Below are 17258 nucleotides of genomic sequence, written 5' to 3' on the forward strand. Positions count from 1 at the left end.
GAAGTGTCACAAAAGACCGATAAAAGTACATTAAATGCTATTCATGTTATTGATTCAACAATTGAAACAATGGGACATCTTTCAAATCAAATGGAAGGGGCAAGTAAGGGAATTTTCGAATTAGACACTCAGTCACAGAAAGTTGCTCAGTTAGTTGATAGTATTAGAGGTATTGCCGATCAAACTAATTTATTAGCACTTAATGCGGCTATTGAAGCGGCAAGAGCAGGTGAGCAAGGAAGAGGCTTTGCTGTAGTTGCTGACGAAGTTAGGCAACTTGCTTCAAGAACGAGTACGGCTACTGAAGAGATAATTGGTGTAGTAAGTGAAAATAAGAAGTTAACAGAAAGTGCTGTTTCACTTATTGAAGAAAGTATGAAAGAAGCTGATAAAGCGTTACAACTTTCTAATGAAGCAGGTGAAGTGATGAACGAAATACAAGAAGGCGCTAAACAAGTTGTTGATGCTATCGCTCAATTTAATCAGAATTTATAATTGAAGGCTCATCATTATGTGAGTAAATAAGGTAAGAATTGTTATGCAAAATACAAATAGATTAAGTAGTTCTATTTTAGGTCTGTTCATATTTCTTGGCTTGACTACGCTTGGGTTTTTATTGGCTAATGCCGTCATTGAATATAAACAATATGAGCGTACCATTACTGTAAAAGGGCTTTCTGAGAAAGAGTTTAAAGCTGATATCGTATTATGGCCTATACAATTTATAGCTGCGAGTAATGAGTTAGATGCTCTATATAATGCTATTGAAACTAGTACAACAAAAATTAATGCTTTTTTAACTGATAAAGGTATAGATGTAAATGAAATTAGCTTTTCAGCTCCAGCAATAACAGATAAATCGGCACAACAATATGGAAGTTCAAATCAATATCAATACCGTTATACCGCAATGCAAACGGTTACGGTTTATTCTACAAAAATAGGTATTGTAAGAGAGTTAATGGGGGCATTATCTGAATTAGGTAAGCAGGGTATTGTATTTACGGGCGATAATTATCAATCACAAACAGAATATATATTTACACGCCTTAATGATGTAAAGCCCGATATGGTTGAAGAAGCCACTCGAAAAGCTAGAGAGGTAGCTGAGAAATTTGCTTCTGATTCAGACAGTAAATTGGGGAAAATAAAAAAGGCAGTACAAGGACAATTTAGTATTCGAGCAAGAGATAAAAATAATCCACATATAAAAATGGTACGAGTAGTTTCTACGATTGAATATTATTTGTCGGATTAACTTGTTAATTACCAAAAGGCAGATATGAGATATTCTTTAAAACAAAAGATAATTGATGTATGTAATCAAAAAATAAAGCAAAAAGGTGAAAATGTAGGCTTATCATTTTATGCTTTTTTCGCTAATAAAAATGATGATCCAGAATTATTGTTTGAAGTAGCACAATGGTGGATACTAACACACAAGTTAGATCATTTCGAAAAAGCAGTAAAAATTAAGGAAATGGTTAACGAGTTAAGCTAAGTAACCTGAGTTAGTTAATTCAGTTTCAGAATATATAATTAAATGTTAAATGGAGTTTTTATGGTTAAAGTTACATCCTTAATGTGTGTTTTTGTATTTGTCCTTTCAGGTTGTGTCTCTAGCTCGGATCTAGAAAAAAGGGCCGCTATTCAAGCTAAAGCAGGTGACTACTATGCGTCAATTGGTCAACCTCAAGCTGCAGCTCAATCACATCAGGCAGCTAAAGATAATCGAAAAGACGCTATTAAAGGCGGTCCTCTTCTCGTTGAACTATTTGAATTGTTTTTTGGTGATGATAAGTAAAGTAAGCTTATTGAATTAATATACATAAAGTGGCGTTACATAATTTTTTGAGATCATTTGCGGATATTTCAATTTCTAAACCACGTTTACCACCACTAATAAAAATAGTGTCAAAGGTTGTCGCGCTTTTATCAATTAATGTGGGTAAGCGCTTTTTTTGTCCTAAGGGACTCACTCCACCTAAAACATAGCCGGTTGTTGTTTCAACTTTTTGTGCTGGTGCCATGTGTGCTTTTTTCATTTTTAACGTTTTAGCCGCAAGCTTTAATGATAATTGTTCAATTACAGGTATGATACAAACGGCCAATTTATCATCACTTTCAATCACTAAGGTTTTAAACACACGTCCAGGATTAACAGACATTTTTTCAGCAGCTTCAAGACCATAAGACTTTGCATTAACTTCATGTTGATAATGGTGGAGTGTATGTTTGATTTTTTGTTTCTCAAGTAGTTTTATTGCGGGGGTCATAAAACAAACGTTCCCTAGATGTCAGATAAATAATAACTTTTGTCGTAGATATTGAGCGTTATTACGCGTTAAACTCTCATCAATAATAAATGACTTTTTGATAATAAATAACAATATATGACTTTTCGTGTACTGCATACCTCAGATTGGCATTTAGGCCAATATTTTTATGGCAAAAGCCGCGCTAAAGAGCATCAAGCGTTTATTAACTGGTTAATTGAAAAAGTAAGCGAGTTAAAAATAAATGCAGTAATAGTGGCTGGTGATATTTTTGATACGGGTACACCACCGAGTTATGCTAGAGAATTATATTTTGATTTTATTGTTAAATTACAACAACTCAATTGCCAATTAGTACTACTTGCAGGGAATCATGACTCTGTTGCTATGTTAAATGAAGCAAAGCATTTATTATCACAAATGTCATGTACGGTAATTGCTAGCGCTAGCAGTATTACATCTGATCAAATAGTTGAATTAAAAGACAATAAAGGTCATTTGGGCGCTATTGTTTGCGCAGTACCTTTTATTAGACCAAGAGACATTATTACTAGTCAATCTGGTCAATCAGCAAGTGAAAAACAAGAGTCGCTTCAACAAGCTATTGCTGCGCATTATAAAAAGCTATTTAAAGAAGCCAAATTAAAAGCTGATGGTAATGTGCCTATTATTGCTACAGGACATCTAACTACTGTTGGCGTGTCAACGAGTGACTCTGTTCGAGATATATACATTGGAACGTTAGAAGCTTTCAATGCGAATGCTTTTCCTCCGGCAGACTACATTGCCTTGGGGCACATTCATAAGAGTCAGAAAGTAGCAAAATCAAAGCATATTCGTTATTGCGGCTCGCCCATTCCATTAAGTTTTGACGAAGCAAAGCAAGAAAAATGTGTTTTGATTGCTGAATTTGAACAAGCCGTATTAACACAAGTAACAGAATTAACTATTCCTCGTTTTCAACCTTTACTTATGGTGAAAACGAGTATTGATGATCTTGCTGAGCAAATTGGAAGCGTGGTAAGTAATACACCGTTGGAGAATAAAGAGCAGTGTATTTGGTTAGATATTGAAATTAATAGCGCTGAATATTTGCAAGACTTAACGGTTAGAATTGAGGACATTATTAAATCCTTACCTGTTGAAGTCTTGTTAGTTAGACGAGCCAAGGCTTCACGTGAAAAAATGGTGAGTCATGAGAAAAAAATCACCCTGAATGAGTTAAGTTTAACCGATGTATTTGAAACACGTTTGGCAGAAGAGCACTGGCAAACACAAGAGGAAGTTGCAAGAAAAGAGCGTTTACAAACGCTCTTTGCTCAAGTTGTAGAGCAGGTTCAACGGCCTATTGAGCTTGATGAGTTGAGTGATGGAGACAAAGTGTGAAAATACTAAGCTTACGTTTTGAAAACATTAACTCACTTAAAGGTGAATGGAAAATAGATTTCACACAAAGCCCATTTGATAGCAGCGGGCTATTTGCGATAACAGGGCCAACGGGGGCTGGAAAAACCACTATATTAGATGCAATTTGCTTAGCCCTTTATCATCAAACACCTCGGTTGACTGTTTCAGATAAGCAAAACCAGTTAATGACTCGACATACTGCTAGTTGTTTAGCCGAAGTTGAGTTTTACGTTAAAGGACAAGGCTACAGAGCATTTTGGAGTCAACGTAGAGCAAAAGGGAGTTTACAAGGAAACTTACAAAAACCTGTAGCCGAACTTGCAACTATTGAAGGTAAAGTGCTCGCCACTAAAGTATCTCAAGTACGTAGTGAGGTAGCTAAAATAACGGGTTTAGATTTTAGTCGTTTTACTAAGTCGATGATGTTATCTCAAGGGCAGTTTGCTGCGTTTTTAAATGCACCTGCTAATGAGCGTGCAGAACTATTAGAAGAGCTAACAGGTACTGAAATATACGGCACTATTTCACAACAAGTATTTCAAAATTATAAAAGCGCCAATGAAGCACTTAATTTATTACGAGCACAAAGCCAGGGAGTAAAATTACTCGAAGAAACAGAGCGAGTTGAATTAACCAATGAACTTTCGTCTATTAGCGATGAAGAAAAAGACTTGTTAAAAAAGCAACAATTATGGCAACAGGCGTTAACATGGAAAATTAATTCTAATGAAAACCAGCAACAACTCGATAGTGCTAACCATCGATTACACTTAATTGAGCAAAAAGAAACAGAGTCAAAGTTAGATTTTGACTTACTTGAACGCTCAAAGCCAGCTGAAAAAATTCGCCGTAGCTATGAAATTTATCAGGAAAAACGTCTGCAACGTCAGAAACGTTTAAGTGAGCAAGAACTGCTTATAAATGCTTGTAACCAAGATAAAAAAACAGCAGATGAGCTAACTCATACGTTGGCGGTTTTTGATCAAAATATAAAACAACAAGAGCAGATAAATACTGATATTGAAAATATCATAATAGAGCAGGTTATTCCTTTAGACGGCAAAATTAACGATCTTCATAAACAACTAGCATTATTAAAAGATAAACAGACTAAACAGATAGAAGTTAAAGAAGTTCTAGATAACTGCATCAAAAATAAGTCTGACACCCACAAACGATTGGAAGATAAACTTGCATACCAAAAAACCTATCTCCAACAGAATTCATTTGTGAGTTTGTTGCCGGAAAAGTTACCTCTTTGGCAAAATCAGTATCAGTATTTGTTTAAGCAACATAATGAGATTCAACAGCTTGAACAAAATACTATACAGTTTAAACAAAAAGAAACGACGTTAATTAATGATTTAGCACACAAACAACATACACACGCAAAATTAATAGCAGAATATGAGAAAAATACGGAACAAGTTTCCGACTTAACTGATAGTAAAGCAAGATTACTGCGTGAATATAACTTGGAAAATGAACAAGCACTGAGTAATCAGTTAAATGAAATGCAAGGACAATATTCAGTACAAGTTCAATTACTTGAAATATCACGTCGATATTCTCAAATACACGGTGAGGTTATTCAACTTACTGAAAAAATAACGAAACAAGAGCAACAAATAGCAATAGTTGATATCGATGTTGCGAAACTAAGAACTCAGTATCGAGAGGCTCAGCAACAACGTGATGATGTCGCTTTAATTATTGAACAACAAAAATTAATTTTATCTTTAGTTGAACACAGAAAAGAGCTGAAACCTGAGCATGCATGCCCACTATGCGGTTCATTAGAACATCCTGCTATTACTGAATATGAACAATTAGGTGAACAAGATCAAAGTGAGCATCAACAACGCTTAAGTCAACTCAATAACAGTTTGTCTGATTTAGAGCTTCAAGGAAAATCAGCAAGTACACTATTAACAAAACTAACAACTGAGTTGGCTCAATGGCAACAGCAAAGCAAAGATAAACAGCAAGAATTAGAGCAGTTGGTAGGCAAATGGCAAGTTCAACAGGCAAATTTAACTATTGATGTCGATATTTTACAATTGACGGAAATTGAAACTAACTTTGCTCAAAATCAGTGTATTTTCGATAAATTACAAACCCTTTATCAAGATCTACAGAAAATTAATGCCGAAATATTGCAAGTACAAAATATTCTTAATGAAAATGATAAAAACGTATCTGGTAGTCAAAATAGTATTAAGGAAATAGAAACGCTATTACAGGTTAATAAACAAAATTGTGATTCAATTGCTGAGCAACAAGAAACCTTACACGCAAACATAAAAGAGCAATTACGATTATTGTCATCAGAAGTAGGGCTGGTATTAACAACAGAAAGTAATATTTTTCAAGATGAAAGTACGTTAGTAAGCCAGGAGGTATTTGAGCAATGGCATCAAGAAAATAAACAGCGAGTTTCAGCCTATCAAGAAATACTAAGGGAACAGGAGCAGCATAAAACTGAACTGACGGCAATTGAACAACAATTAGCTGTTGATCAATCTCAACAGAATCAATATCAGTTGGAACTTACTGAAATATTAACACAATTAGATTTATTAGCGCTTGAATTAAAAAGCGCAGAACAGCAAAGATATAATATTTTTGGACATCAAGATGTATCTCAAGTACGAAAAAATATTATTAATGAAGAAAAAACAGCAATTGCTGAACGAGAAATTTTAGAAAAAAACTATCAACAAGCAATACAAAAAGTACAACATCACCAAGGGCAATTGACGAGTATTGACCAGCAATTAGCACTTTTAATTCCAGAACTTGAAGATACTGAAAATACGTGGAATGAAGCATTAACCAATAGTGGCTTTTTGACAGAAAGTGACTTTTTAAAGGCACTTTTACCTGTAGAGCAACAAGAGAGTATCAAATTCAGAGTTGAGGAATTAGCAAGAGATAAAGACAGAACTCTTTCATTAATAGAGCAATATACTCAACAATCAAATAAATTAGAGCTACAACAAAAACAACTTAAAAATAGCGGGGTTGTTGATTTTGATATTGATAAATTGAAGCTGGCATTGAATGACATTACAGAAAAGCTAAAGCAATGCCAAATTAAACAAGGGCGATTATCTCAAACGTTAAGTTACGATGAAAAACAAAAAGAACAACAAAAATCCTTAATTTCTAAAATTAGCGAACAGCAAGTTATTGTTGATGATCTGGCACATTTATCTGGATTAATAGGTTCAGCAGATGGGGCTAAGTTTAGAAAGTTTGCTCAGGGACTGACTTTGTCGCACTTAGTTTACCTAGCTAATAAACATTTAGAACGATTATATGGCCGTTATCAGTTACAAAGTCAGTTGTCAGATGCGTTAACTCTTGAGGTGTTAGATACTTGGCAAGCTGATGTAGTCCGAGAGACTAAAACTTTATCGGGCGGTGAAAGCTTTTTAGTTAGCTTAGCGTTAGCGTTAGCACTTTCTGATTTGGTTAGTGCTAAAACAAGTATTGATTCATTATTTTTAGATGAAGGTTTTGGCACGTTAGATAATGACACGCTAGAAGTGGCGCTAGATGCTCTTGATAATTTAAATGCTACAGGAAAAATGATAGGTGTTATTAGTCATGTTGATACATTAAAAGATCGAATTGCGGTACAAATTAAAGTGAAAAAATGTAGCGGGCTTGGCGTTAGCGAATTGGAAGCTTGTTACAAGGTATAAACTTTATTTTGGTTTATTGTCATCAATTAGCTTTCTGTAATAAGCATATATTTAATTAATACTGGAATTACTTTGGGTTTTAGATTAAAAACTCTAAAATGATTATCGAACGATATAACAATAACTTAATCCATAAGAAGTGAAAATGTTGAGTAATTCAAATATAAGAAAGCCGCTATCATTTTTTGTTGGAATGTTAGTTAGTTTAATTGTTATTTATGTTTTATATTCCAGCTTTTTAATAAATAAACTGACTTTAGTGGGAGAGCGCTTATTTCTCGATCTAGAAAACACCATATCGCAAAGCTATAACGTAGTAGATAGGTTGAATAACCTGGGCTTTAGCCAATGTTCAAAGGCTAACTTATTTAATATGAGGAAGGAACAATTTAATTCCAATGATATTAAAGATATTGGCTTTTTTAAAGATGGATTTTTAGTATGTACAACTGGGGCCGGTATATTAGAAAAACCAATCAAAGAGTCTGAACCTAACCTTATTATTAATGGTTATAGTATTTGGGTTAATAAAGCATTAAAAACTTTTGAGAGTAAAATTTCTGGCGTACTTATTCAAAAAGGAAATTACAATGTTGTACTTTCTTTTGAAGGAATACTAAAAGAACATGATAAAAATATTCAATATCAGATAGTTGCTAGAAAAAATGGCCAAATCTCCCACTTATATGGGGTTAATAATTTATTTCAAAATAATGCAAACAGTACTGAAGTTGTAACAAGCTCAGGATTCTTATCTCATTCAATCGAATTATGCGGCAATCAAGGTAATGTTTGTCTTGCTGTTTCACAGCGTAACTATATTGAGTTTAATGATGTTCCAAGCTTATTTATATTTCTTGTTATCATCATCATGTTTTTCTCAGGTGTTTCAAGTATTCATTTGTTTGAGCTTTATTATCAATACCTTCGTAGTACAAAAAGGCGTGTGAGAAGGGGCATTAAAAACAACCGCTTTATTCCATACTATCAAGCTATTATTGAATTGAAGAGTGGTAAAGTGATTGGTTGTGAATTACTGGCCCGTTTTGAAGATAATATGGGCGCATTATATCCTGATGAGTTTATTCCTGTCGTAAGTGATTTAAATAAGTCTTGGGAGATGACAGAATGTCTAATTAACAAGAGTTTGGAGGATTTCAAATTACTTACTAGTAAAGACGGGCCATTTTATCTTTCGATAAATATTTTTCCTAAAGATGTCAATAATGGCAATATTTTAAAAAGTTCAAATTTGTTAGGCGATATCAATAAAAATTTACAAATTTGTTTTGAAATTACTGAAGATGAAGAGCTTAATTTTAGTGGCTTAGATAAAGTGTTAAATTTATTGGGAGAAAATAATATTAAAGTATCGATAGATGACTTTGGTACCGGTTATTCTAATTTATCACAGCTAAAATTGTTAAAAATTGATACGTTAAAGATAGATAAGTCATTTATTGATGAAGTTGAAACAGGTTCGATACGATCTACATTAATTCCAAATATTGTTGCAATAGCAAATAAACTTAATGCCAATATAATTGCAGAAGGTGTTGAAAACCAACTGCAAGTTGATGAATTAATGAAAATGAATATAGAGTTTTGCCAAGGTTGGCATTACGTGAAAGCACTACCAATCAAAGACTTTAAAACCTATTTATTGGTTAATAGCAAGTTTGACTTTTTTAAAAGGTAATAACCCCCTTAGGATTTGATTTTTCTTTCTATTTCGCTTCTATCGCCTAATTAGCGGCTAACTGAACACGTTATACAATCATTAATGTTTATGAGAAAGCATCATAAAAATGGTTTTTGGTTCGTTTTTTGCATTTGAAAATCTTAACAAGAAATAATGTCAATTTAATGGTGCTTTCATTATGAATACAAGTTCTTCAAAACATTTTACTACAGGTAAAACTTGTACCATGTGGCAAAAATTTGCCGCAATTTCTCTCTTCCTGATTGCAAATTTAACTACTGTATTTACTGCAAATGCCACTGATTTTTCTTTTAATCTACATCAAGGTGATCAATCGGAAATTAAGGGTTTTTCATTTTATGTTGCAGATAATTTCACTAGAAAGAGTAATTTTTATTGGCAACTTGGCTACTCAAGTTATAAAGATCTTTCTGTAGCATGGAATAACGATGAGCTATTTTTTGATATTAATAATGTTGAGGGGATAGTCAGTTATCGTCATAAGATAAAAAGCTATAATAAATTTATAAATAGTTTAACGGTTGAATATCAAGTGGGTGCTGCGGTTGTTATGACAGAAAATAAATTTACATGGCCGGAACTACAAGAAGCAAAATTTTTCTCTGAGAAAGGCGATGTAAATCCTTTAATAGGAATGGCTTTGCATTATAGTTTTTCTCGTAATACCTCTCTTGTCTTTGGTGTTAGGTACCAACCAGAAGTGTCTGAATTTGGTGATATGAGTTCAATTTATATTGGTGTTGACCATAAATTTAACCAAGTAGGTTATTAACTTTAATTAGCACTATACTTATTACAACACTGAATCATCGAGCTTTAGACATCCTCTAATAAGCTTTTATTAAGCCGTTAAGCAGTGGAGATAAAATGGCAACTAAAAAATTCATAGCAATTTCTATAACAATGGCTATCTACTTGAGTTCTTCTTCTGCCTATGCAGCTGCGGTAGCAGCATGTCCTGCGCCAGCAATAACGACTGTAGATACTGACGGCGATGGATATGATGACACCATAGATCTTTTTCCTAACGATCCAACTGAATGGTATGACATTGATTTAGATGGCATAGGCAACAATGCTGATACCGATGACGACGGTGATGGTATTCCAGATGTTGCCGACAATAATAATGATGGCGATCCTGTTATTGATTACTATGACCCGTTCCCTGAAATAGCTAGTGAATGGTTAGACACCGATGGCGATTGTATTGGTAATTCGGTGGATACTGATGATGATAATGATGGCTTTCTCGACCAAGCCGATGCTTTTCCTTTAAACCCTAACGAATGGGCCGATACTGATAGTGATCTAATTGGAGACAATTCTGATACTGATGACGATGGTGATTTAGTTATCGACCTTTATGATGCATTTCCTAAAGATCCTAATGAAAGCAAAGATAATGATGGCGATGGTATTGGTAATAATGCTGATCCTGATGATGATAATGATTTAGTACTCGATAATGATGATGCTTTTCCTTTTGATCCAAATGAATTTAACGATTTAGATGGTGATGGCATTGGAGATAACTCAGACAGTGATGATGATGGTGATGGCTTTTTAGATAATATTGATGCCTTTCCTACTGATGCGAATGAATGGTATGACACCGATTTAGACGGTATAGGCAATAATGCTGACGATGATGACGATGGTGATGGTGTATTAGATGCTGTAGATGCATTTCCATTAAATCCAGCTGAAACAACGGACACCGATGGCGATGGCATTGGCAATAATTCTGATGCGGATGACGATGGCGATGGCATTATTGATATTAATGATGCTTTTCCGCTAGATGCTAATGACTTTCTTGATACCGATGGCGATGGATTAGGTAATAACGTTGATACCGATGATGATGGTGATGGGATTGAAGATGGCATAGATGCATTTCCGCTTGATAGTACGGAAACATTAGATACAGATGGTGATGGTATTGGAAATAATACGGATACTGATGACGATGGGGATGGCATTCCTGATGTGTCTGATCCTGATCCATTAGATATGAATGAAACTACTGATACCGATGGTGATGGCATTGCTAATTTAGCTGACACAGATGATGATAATGATGGCGTACCAGATAGTTTAGATGCATTTCCTCTTAATGCGTTAGAAAGCACAGATACCGATGGCGATGGTATTGGAAATAATTCAGACGCGGATGATGATAATGATGGTTTTGTTGATGCTGAAGATGTATTCCCGCTAGATAGTTTTGAATGGCGAGACTTTGACAATGATGGCATTGGTAATAATACCGATCCTGATGATGATAATGACGGCGTATTAGATGCTGAAGATGCTTTTCCATTAAATGCGAACGAAAGTGTTGATACCGATGGTGATTTAATTGGCAATAACACTGACAGCGATGATGATAATGACGGATTTATTGATGGCAATGATGCCTTCCCACTAGACAGTGCTGAATGGTTAGATACTGACTTTGATGGTATTGGCAATAATACTGATACAGACGATGATAACGATGGTGTAATCGATAGCCAAGACGCCTTTCCGTTAAATAGTAGTGAAGCTTACGATTTTGATGGAGATGGCATTGGTGATAATGCTGATAGTGATGACGACAATGATGGTCATATAGATATTTTAGACGCTTTCCCTAATGATCTTTCTGAGTGGCAAGATACCGATGGCGATGGTATTGGTAATGTACTTGATACTGATGATGATAATGATGGCGTTTTAGATCACCTTGATTTGTTTCCATTAAACCCTAATGAACAACGTGACGATGATAACGATGGCATAGGTAACAATGCAGACAGTGATGATGATAATGATGGCGTACTAGACGTTGATGATGCATTTCCACTTGACCCAATAGAAAGCGTTGACACTGACGGTGACGGTATTGGTAACGTATACGATACCGATGATGATGGTGATGGTGTTTTAGATTATTTAGATATTTTACCGTTAGACCCTAATGAGTCTATCGATTCAGATAATGATGGCGTTGGTGATAATGCTGATTTAGATGATGATAATGACGGTATGAGCGATGCTTTTGAAATTGAGTATGGTTTTGATCCGTTCAATGCAGACGATGCTAATTTAGATACTGATGAAGATGGTGTTAGTAATGCCACTGAAGAATTAAATCAAACTAATCCTTTAGCTGATGATTATGCACCTGTTATTTCAACTCCAGAAGTAATGCAAATTAACGCAGTGCATTTATTTACCCAAGTTACCTTAGATCAATTAAGAGATTTCAGTCAGTTAGTGGCTAATGATGCTAAAGATGGCGATGCATGCTGTGAAATAACACCTGTAGGCTTACAAAATGATGTGATGAATTTACCGTCAGGTAAAAACACAATTACCTGGCGCGCACAAGACGCTGCAGGTAATGTTGCAACAGTAGAACAGGTTATTAATATTTATCCACTAGTGAATGTAGAATTACAACAATTTACAGCTGAGGGGAATTATATACGTGTGCCTGTATATCTTTCAGGTACTTCTCCTAATTATCCTGTAGTTATACCTTTTGATATTACTGGAACAGTTGATACGTTAGATTATTCAATTAATAGTAGCGCTGTTACTATTGAGTCGGGTACAGAAGGGTATATTGATATTTTTATCAAACAAGATTATCAAACAGAAAATGATGAACAGTTAATTTTGACACTAGATAATAATGTTAATTTAGGTGCTCAACGAGCACATACAGTGACAATTAGTGACCAAAATTTAGCACCTAATGTTGATTTAACTGTTGTTCAACAGCAACAAGTGACTACGATTGCCAAAGATAATGGTGAGGTAGTCATCACATTAATCATCAAGGATGCCAATATTGAAGATGAGCATTTAATTAGCTGGAATATTCCTGAATATGCAAATGCACAAGTGAGTGCAAATCAGCTAAAAGTGTATTTGCAAGCTGAAAATATTAACTTGCCAGAAGCTAACGGAGGGTTATTATCTCTGTCAGTAACCGTAACTGATAATGGTAACGGTGAACTTTCACAGGAGAGCCATTTAAGCATTCCTGTAGTTGATACTTATCCAAGATTATCTGCTACTGATACAGATAGTGATGGTGTTATAGATAGTGTTGAAGGTTTTACTGATTCTGATAAAGACGGTATCCCTGACTTTATGGATAAATCTACTTTAGGTTATATTCAGCAATTACATGTTAATTCATCACTGACCAAGTTAATGGAAACTGAACCAGGTTTAACGATCACATTAGGTAAGTATGCCAAATTACAATTGTCTGATGGTGTGCAATTAACCACACAAGAAATAACTAATACACAACTAGTTGAAAGTGATGAATTAACCCATCAAAGTGAATACTTTGATTTTGAAATTCATGATATTAAGCCGTTTGGTCGTTCTGTTTCCTTTATCATTCCATTGGTAGATGAAATTCCACAATTTGCGACTTATCGTAAGTACAGTGAGGCTAATGGTTGGCAAAATTTTATTGAAGATGCACAAAATACTATCTCTTCTGCCATTCAAGTTGAAGGGGTATGTCCACCACTAACGAGTAATTTATATCAAGCTGGTATTAATCAAGGCGATCAGTGTTTACTGATAAAAATTGAAGATGGCGGTGTAAATGATGCTGATGGTATTGCAAATGGCACAGTGGTTGATCCTGGGGTTGTAGCAATTATACCCAATAAAGAAATTGCTGAACAAACAACACCTGAAACTGAAAGTAGTGGGGGTAGTTTGAACTTATTGGCGTTGTTGTTTTTATGTTTACTTTCAATGACTAAACAAGTATATCTGCGTAAGTAAGTCTCTGCGATTTTAAAAAGTTCAGGTAGTATATTTAAACTACCTGAACTTTTTGTCGTATAACTGTACGTTAAATTTGACTTAGTTAATGAAATTAAAGACAGTTGCAGTGTAAAATAGGTGATTACTTTATTTCTATTAATTTATATTGAATATGTTCGAATTAAAATATCAAACTCCTCCTCAATGGGCTGATGCTGTATTAGCTGATTTCGATTCCTTTTTACAAGATCATGCTGCCGCCGAGAAAAAAGCCTCAGGTATGGCGGTTTCTATGTTGTCTCACTACCCAGATCGAAAAACGCTTGTCAGAGCAATGACAGATCTTGCTATTGAAGAGTTAATTCATTTCAAACAAGTAATAAAGCTTATGCAGGCCAGAGATATTGAAATGTCTAATGACGAAAAAGACATCTACATTAAGGAAATTCGTAAACTTTTTAGACATGGGAAAGACGTATTTTTTCTTGATCGTTTATTAGTCGCTGGCGTAATAGAAGCTCGTGGTCATGAGCGTTTTGCTTTAGTTGCAGAGGCATTACCAGCAAGTAAAGAAAAAGACTTTTATCACACTATTGCCAAATCAGAAGAAAAGCATAAAAACTTATTTGTAGAGTTAGCGTTAGAATATTTTAATAAAGATGAAGTGTTTCAGCGTTTAGAAGAGATTTTAGAAGCTGAAGCTGAAATATGTGCCAAACTGCCTTTTAGAGCGGCTTTACATTAAGTGCAGTTTAAAACTTTTTCGACTAAACATGCTTAGATGAAAAATATTCATAAATACCTAAGCCATTATGCTGATCCCTGCATTAAGGCTTTAGATGGATTTCCAAACGATATTTTCTTTGTAAATAGTGTTGTCATTCCCGCTTATAAAGAATCATCTACCTTTGTAAGTGGTTATTTAAACTCGTCTCTTGCACAGCAAAACACCCTGATGGTTTTGGTGATTAATCAGCCTGATACTGATACTAACAAATACCCACAACAAACCTTACATCAGGATGTTTGTGCTATGGGAAAAATTATTTGGGCTAATGAGTCTTTTACCTTAGTGAAAAGCGATAAGGGAAATTCATCTGTTCTTTTACTGGATAGTTTTACGCAGCCAATTCCTGAGAAACAAGGTGTAGGAACTGCGCGTAAACAGGGCGTTGATACTGTTTTAGCATTAATTGCTGATAATAAAATAAAATCCGATTGGATTTGCTCAACTGATGCAGATGCAAGTTTACCAGAAAGCTATTTTGATAGCTTAGCTGAAATGCGCAGTGATATTTACCCTAAAATTGTAGGTGCCTGCTTTAATTTTTATCATGAAAGTCCAGATTTAAAAGTACATCAAGCTAATGCGCTTTATGAACAAGCGTTACGGTACTATGTCGCGGGTCTAACTTATGCAAAGTCCTCGTATAATTTTTTTACTATTGGCAGTATCCTATCTTTTAAAGCAAAAGCCTATGCTGAAGTAAGGGGATTTCCACAACGTAGTGCGGGCGAAGATTTTTATCTATTAAATAAATTAGCAAAGCTTGGTGATATTATATTTTTAAAAGACCATATAATAAAACTCACTGCTAGATGTTCTGATAGGGTGCCTTTTGGTACAGGGCCTGCAGTTAATCAAATTATTTCATTGCAAGCGCAAGAAAAAGAGTATTGTTACTATCATCCTCAAGTATTTATTTTACTTAAAGAGGTGTTGTGTGCCTTTACTACATTATTTGACTATTGTTCAACTATAGAAGATTGGTTAGTTTTGTTATCTAAAGAAGCAAGAGAAGGGTTATTATCGTTAGGTTTTGAAAGCTACATTAAGAAACAAAATGCTCAACAACAAAAATTAAGCAATAAAAAACAATTCTATAAACAACTATATATTTGGTTTGATGCCTTTAAAACATTAAAATTTATCCACTTTGCCAAAAATAATTATTGGCCAGATATACCATTAGAACGTGCAATTAATTCCGCGCCATTTGAACTGTTAACTGAGGTAACAAAACATAGTGATTCACTTAATAATGACTCTTAACTAAATAAAATAAGCAGTCATCCGTAGCAACTTCCTTATTTGATGTTGCCATAAATATTCTTATATTCGTTGCACAAACCAATTGATTATCGCGCAATGTAAAATATTCATTTAAAACATCTTCATAGGCATCATTTAATAATTGAAAGTTATCTAAGCCTCGATCATCTACCCATCCAATCATTTGATCTTTTCTAGCATGTCCAAAGTTAAACTGCTCAATTGATGATTTTAATGTAACACCCTCATAACCTTCATCATGTTCGCTATAAGAAAGGTTTACATTGGGTTTTAACTGAAATCGAAAAGGTTTGGAAATAATATCAACGTCAGTTTTTTGATTGTAATGATAAATACTAGAACAATTTCCTAGCTGATTTATACCTTGATATGCTGTTTCGTGAGACTGCTCATCGTGAGCACTACCACATTCAATTGTTAATATTGGGCAATTAAAGTTTTGCTCCATTAACCCGCCAATCTTAAGTGAAGAAAGTATGATGGTATCGCAAAAAAGCGACGTTAATGATAACACTTCAGGTGTAATTATCGTGCAAACTGCAAAAGCAGGACCTGAGCCAGGTGTATTATGAAGATCGATCACACATTCAGGGTTAACCTCTAAAATGGCTTGTTTAATGATTTGTGCTCTTTGAAAGTAGCCTGTCGTTTCGTTGGTATTAAAACACCTATTAATATCGAGACCATTAGGGTAGTACCTATGACTTAATAAAGGTGATTTACAAGCTGCTTCTACAGAGCAAATAATGATACGAATATTTGTTTCAGGAACCGGTAATGCACTGTGTTCAGTTAACCATCGGTGAATTGCAATGAGTCCAGATGGTTCATTACCGTGTAATAATGTTGTGATCACACGACATGACTCATTGTTTATGCCGCTTATGTCAATTATAGTTGGTCCACTAAGTGATAGTAAAAATTGTTGATAATCAGCTTTTAATGTTAAAGCACAAGGGTTTTTTAAATAGGTTACTTCACTAAAATCAATATCCATAAACTTTCCAACGAGTACCATAAAATTTTATATTTAGTTGAACCAACAGTCAGTAAAATTAATATGCGTTAGCTAGTTTAGGTAAAATCGCTAATGATAATTAAATTGATCAAAATACACAGAATGACTGACTTTTTTGTTAACTTAGCATTAGCATGTCATAATTAAATGAACTTTTGTGTTGATTAAGGTCAACAAAAAGAGTTTTATATCATAAACGTTTAAATGCTAAATCACGGCTGTTTTAATCTGAAAGATAATTGATAAAATTTTATAAAAAGGT

General features: G+C 34.4%; 12 protein-coding genes and 1 pseudogene. 11 read left to right on the top strand and 2 right to left on the bottom strand.

Annotation, left to right across the window (positions count from 1 at the left end; translation table 11 throughout):
• Nucleotides 1-63: 63 nt before the first annotated feature.
• From IE155_RS18160 to IE155_RS10350, 4 genes and pseudogenes are all read left to right on the top strand, one after another.
• Nucleotides 64-495, top strand: a pseudogene (locus IE155_RS18160) (methyl-accepting chemotaxis protein); the annotation flags it as partial.
• A gap of 43 nt (nt 496-538) precedes the next feature.
• A complete protein-coding gene (locus tag IE155_RS10340; protein ID WP_189378181.1) occupies nt 539-1258 on the top strand; it encodes an SIMPL domain-containing protein in 720 nt (239 codons plus the stop codon).
• Between the two features lie 24 nt (nt 1259-1282).
• Nucleotides 1283-1501 (top strand): DUF6500 family protein, encoded by a 219-nt coding sequence (locus IE155_RS10345; protein WP_189378182.1) that lies wholly within the window; start codon nt 1283-1285, stop codon nt 1499-1501.
• A 60-nt stretch (nt 1502-1561) separates the two neighbouring features.
• Nucleotides 1562-1804, top strand: a complete 243-nt coding sequence (locus tag IE155_RS10350) for a hypothetical protein (protein ID WP_189378183.1) — start codon at nt 1562-1564, stop codon at nt 1802-1804.
• Nucleotides 1805-1811: 7 nt separating this feature from the next.
• On the opposite strand, the gene ybaK is transcribed toward IE155_RS10350, so the two are convergent.
• Entirely contained in the window at nt 1812-2276 is a 465-nt protein-coding gene (gene ybaK / locus IE155_RS10355) for a Cys-tRNA(Pro) deacylase (RefSeq protein ID WP_189378184.1), read from the bottom strand.
• Nucleotides 2277-2393: 117 nt separating this feature from the next.
• Here ybaK and sbcD point away from each other — a divergent pair, with 117 nt between their 5' ends.
• The 7 genes from sbcD to IE155_RS10390 all read left to right on the top strand — a co-directional run bounded on the left by sbcD (nt 2394) and on the right by IE155_RS10390 (nt 15957).
• Nucleotides 2394-3662 carry an exonuclease subunit SbcD gene (sbcD, locus tag IE155_RS10360; RefSeq protein ID WP_189378185.1) on the top strand — a complete coding sequence of 423 codons (1269 nt, stop codon included), beginning with the start codon at nt 2394-2396 and terminating at the stop codon, nt 3660-3662.
• Entirely contained in the window at nt 3659-7393 is a 3735-nt protein-coding gene (locus IE155_RS10365; RefSeq protein ID WP_189378186.1) for an AAA family ATPase, read from the top strand. The genes sbcD and IE155_RS10365 overlap by 4 nt, the downstream gene beginning before the upstream one ends.
• 145 nt (nt 7394-7538) lie before the next feature.
• Nucleotides 7539-9092 carry an EAL domain-containing protein gene (locus tag IE155_RS10370; protein ID WP_189378187.1) on the top strand — a complete coding sequence of 518 codons (1554 nt, stop codon included), beginning with the start codon at nt 7539-7541 and terminating at the stop codon, nt 9090-9092.
• Nucleotides 9093-9273: 181 nt separating this feature from the next.
• Nucleotides 9274-9888 carry a hypothetical protein gene (locus tag IE155_RS10375; protein WP_189378188.1) on the top strand — a complete coding sequence of 205 codons (615 nt, stop codon included), beginning with the start codon at nt 9274-9276 and terminating at the stop codon, nt 9886-9888.
• A 95-nt stretch (nt 9889-9983) separates the two neighbouring features.
• Entirely contained in the window at nt 9984-13922 is a 3939-nt protein-coding gene (locus IE155_RS10380) for a thrombospondin type 3 repeat-containing protein (RefSeq protein WP_189378189.1), read from the top strand.
• Nucleotides 13923-14076: 154 nt separating this feature from the next.
• Complete coding sequence (locus IE155_RS10385; protein ID WP_189378190.1) at nt 14077-14649, top strand: tRNA-(ms[2]io[6]A)-hydroxylase; 573 nt, start codon at nt 14077-14079, stop codon at nt 14647-14649.
• A 36-nt stretch (nt 14650-14685) separates the two neighbouring features.
• A complete protein-coding gene (locus IE155_RS10390; protein WP_189378191.1) occupies nt 14686-15957 on the top strand; it encodes a glycosyltransferase family 2 protein in 1272 nt (423 codons plus the stop codon).
• Here IE155_RS10390 and IE155_RS10395 read toward each other — a convergent pair.
• The gene (locus IE155_RS10395) at nt 15941-16975 is read right to left on the bottom strand and encodes a M14 family metallopeptidase (protein ID WP_189378192.1); all 1035 of its coding nucleotides are present in this window, start codon (nt 16973-16975) and stop codon (nt 15941-15943) included. The two genes, IE155_RS10390 and IE155_RS10395, sit on opposite strands and share 17 nt — an antisense overlap.
• Nucleotides 16976-17258 lie beyond the last annotated feature (283 nt).

The organism is Thalassotalea profundi (assembly GCF_014653195.1).
Lineage (GTDB): Bacteria > Pseudomonadota > Gammaproteobacteria > Enterobacterales > Alteromonadaceae > Thalassotalea_B > Thalassotalea_B profundi.